Below are 3,281 nucleotides of genomic sequence, written 5' to 3'. Positions count from 1 at the left end.
GCGTCACGCGCCGTCGGGCCCTCGTCGCACCCGGGCCCCGCACAAGCCCGCGCACCCGCGGACCCGCGGACCGAAAGGTTTAGGTGCGTTGACCCCGTGCCGCGCCGGCCGCAGTGTCCAGGTGTGTCGCCCCGCATCACCGACGATGTGGGAGCGCTTCCATCCTGCGAGGACGACGCCGTCCAGCGGACGAGCGCTGCCGACCCCGGCGCGACGTCACCCAGAGAGGTAGTCAGATGTCACGATCCCTCCGGCGGCACAGACGGGTGGCGGCCTCGATGGCCGGCGCCGCGCTGCTGTCGCTCCTCGTCCTGGCCGCGGTCCAGCCCGCAGGCGCGGCCCCCGCAGTCGAGCGGGCGCCCCGCGCGAGCACGGCGGTCAGCACCGCGACGGTCACCCCGCGCGTCGCCGTGAGCTCCGAGTACGCCGAGCGGTTCCTCGAGATGTACGACGAGATCCACGACCCCGCCAACGGGTACTTCAGCCCGCAGGGCATCCCGTACCACTCGGTCGAGACCCTCATCGTCGAGGCCCCCGACCACGGGCACGAGACCACGTCCGAGGCGTACAGCTTCTGGCTCTGGCTCGAGGCCGCCTACGGCCGGGCCACCGCGGACTGGACGAGCTTCAACGACGCCTGGGCGACGATGGAGACGTACATGATCCCGCAGCACGAGGACCAGCCGACCAACTCGTTCTACAACCCCCAGAGCCCCGCGACCTACGCTGCGGAGTACGACCACCCGAGCAAGTACCCGGCCGCCCTGAACAGCGGGGTCCGGTCCGGCGTCGACCCGCTCGCGAACGAGCTCAAGGCGACGTACGGGACCTCGGACGTCTACGGCATGCACTGGCTCGCGGACGTCGACAACACCTACGGGTTCGGCGCGGCGCCCGGAGCGGGCTGTCTCCTGGGGCCCGACAGCGAGGGGACGTCGTACATCAACACGTTCCAGCGCGGGACGCAGGAGTCGGTCTGGGAGACGGTCCCGCAGCCGTCGTGCGAGGACTTCTCGTTCGGCGGGACCAACGGCTTCCTCGACCTGTTCACCGGGGACTCGAGCTACGCCAAGCAGTGGAAGTACACCAACGCGTCGGACGCCGACGCGCGCGCGGTCGAGGCCGCCTACTGGGCGCACACCTGGGCGACCGAGCAGGGACAGCCCGAGGCCGTGGCCGCGACCGTCGCCAAGGCCGCGAAGATGGGCGACTACCTGCGCTACGCGATGTTCGACAAGTACTTCAAGCAGCCGGGCTGCACCTCGCCCAGCTGCCCTGCCGGGACGGGCAAGAACTCGGCGCACTACCTGATGTCCTGGTACTACGCGTGGGGCGGGGCTCTCGATCCGGCGGCCGGGTGGGCCTGGCGCATCGGGTCGAGCCACGCGCACTTCGGCTACCAGAACCCGATGGCCGCGTGGGCGCTGTCCACCTCCCCGGCCCTCGAGCCGCAGTCGCCGACGGCCGTCGACGACTGGTCCACGAGCCTCGAGCGTCAGCTCGAGTTCTACCAGTGGCTGCAGTCCGACGAGGGCGGGATCGCGGGCGGGGCGACCAACAGCTGGGGCGGCGCGTACGGCACGCCGCCGGCCGGTACGCCGACCTTCTACGGCATGGCCTACCAGGAGGCGCCCGTCTACAGCGACCCGCCCTCGAACCAGTGGTTCGGCATGCAGGTCTGGTCCATGGAGCGCGTCGCGCAGCTCTACCACGAGTCCGGCGACGCGCAGGCCAAGGCGCTGCTCGACAAGTGGGTCCCGTGGGCTATCGCGAACACGCACGCCACGGGCGGCGCCGACTGGGCCGTGCCCTCGACCCTGCGGTGGACCGGCGCGCCCGACGCGTGGGACGCCGCGAACCCGGGCGACAACTCCGGCCTGCACGTCGAGGTGATCTCGCACGGTCAGGACGTCGGCGTCGCCGCAGCCCTGGCCGGGACGCTGATCCACTACGCCGCGGCCGCGCACGACGACGAGGCCCAGGCCGTCGCCAAGTCCCTGCTCGACTCGATCTGGGAGCACAACCGTGACGACAAGGGGGTCTCGGCCGTCGAGGTGCGGGAGGACTACAAGCGTTTCGACGACGTGCTGACCACCGCGACGGGCGACGGGGTCCACGTCCCCTCGGGCTGGCAGGGCACCATGCCCAACGGCGACGAGATCGAGCCCGGCGTGAGCTTCCTCGACCTGCGCAGCTTCTACCTCGACGACCCGGCCTGGCCCAAGGTCCAGGCCTACCTCGACGGGGGCGAGGCGCCCGAGTTCCGCTACCACCGGTTCTGGGCGCAGTCAGCGGTCGCGGTGGCGCTCGCGAACTACGACCGCTTCTTCGGCGAGCCTGCCGGTGAGGACACCACGGCACCGACCGTCCCGACGGCGCTCGCCGTGGCGTCGACGACCTCGTCGAGCGCGACCCTCACGTGGACCTCGTCGACCGACGACGTGCGCGTCACGGGGTACGACGTCCTGCGCGACGGTGCCGTGGTCGGGACCGCGACCGGGACGATCTTCACCGACACGGGCCTGTCCCCGGCCACGGCGTACGTCTACACGGTCCGGGCGCGGGACGCGGCGGGCAACCTGTCCGCGCCGTCGAGCGCCGTGACGGCCACGACCCGGCCTCCCGCCGCCGACACGACCCCGCCCACCGTCCCCACGGGGCTGCGCGCCGGGACCGTGACGACGACGACCGTCCCGCTCACCTGGAACGCGTCGAGCGACGCGGTCGGCGTCACGGGGTACGACGTCTACCAGGGCGCGGTCAAGGTCGCGACGGTCACGGGCACGAGCCACACCGTCACGGGCCTGGTGCCCGCGACCGCGTACTCGTTCAGCGTCGCGGCCCGCGACGCCGCGGGGAACGTCTCGGCGCTCTCCGCGGCCGTCTCGGCGACCACGGCGCCCGTGGCGACCGGGGCGTGCACGGCGACCTACCGGACGGTCGGCTCGTGGTCGGGAGGCTTCCAGGGCGAGGTCACCGTGACCGCGGGCAACGCCGCCGTCACGGGCTGGACCGTGCGGTGGGACCTCGCCCCGGCCACGGTCAGCCAGCTCTGGGGTGCCTCGCACACCACGACCGGCACGGTCGTCACGGCGAGCAACCTGTCGTGGAACGGCAGCCTCGCGGCCGGCGGCTCGACGTCGTTCGGGTTCATCGGCACGGGGGCCCCGCCGGCGAGCGCACCGGTCACGTGCGCCGCGCCGTGACCTGACGGTCGGGGGTGGCGCTCGTCCCGGGCGTCACCACGAGAGGTGCGACGAGGGCCCGACGGCGGTACGCGC

1 protein-coding gene is annotated in these 3,281 nt (G+C 72.6%); it reads left to right on the top strand.

The window, feature by feature from the left end:
* Positions 1-236: 236 nt before the first annotated feature.
* A complete protein-coding gene (locus ACFWFR_RS18635) occupies positions 237-3,206 on the top strand; it encodes a glycoside hydrolase family 48 protein (protein WP_377624076.1) in 2,970 nt (989 codons plus the stop codon).
* Positions 3,207-3,281: the final 75 nt, after the last annotated feature.

The sequence above is a fragment of the Oerskovia sp. NPDC060287 genome (assembly GCF_042726775.1).
In the GTDB taxonomy this organism is placed as follows: domain Bacteria; phylum Actinomycetota; class Actinomycetes; order Actinomycetales; family Cellulomonadaceae; genus Oerskovia; species Oerskovia merdavium.
This window is presented reverse-complemented; position numbering and strand designations above follow the sequence as displayed.

Excerpts from the sequence above, each read along its gene's own strand:
- ACFWFR_RS18635 (WP_377624076.1), top strand. The coding sequence starts at position 237 with ATGTCACGATCCCTCCGGCGGCACAGACGGGTGGCGGCCTCGATGGCC.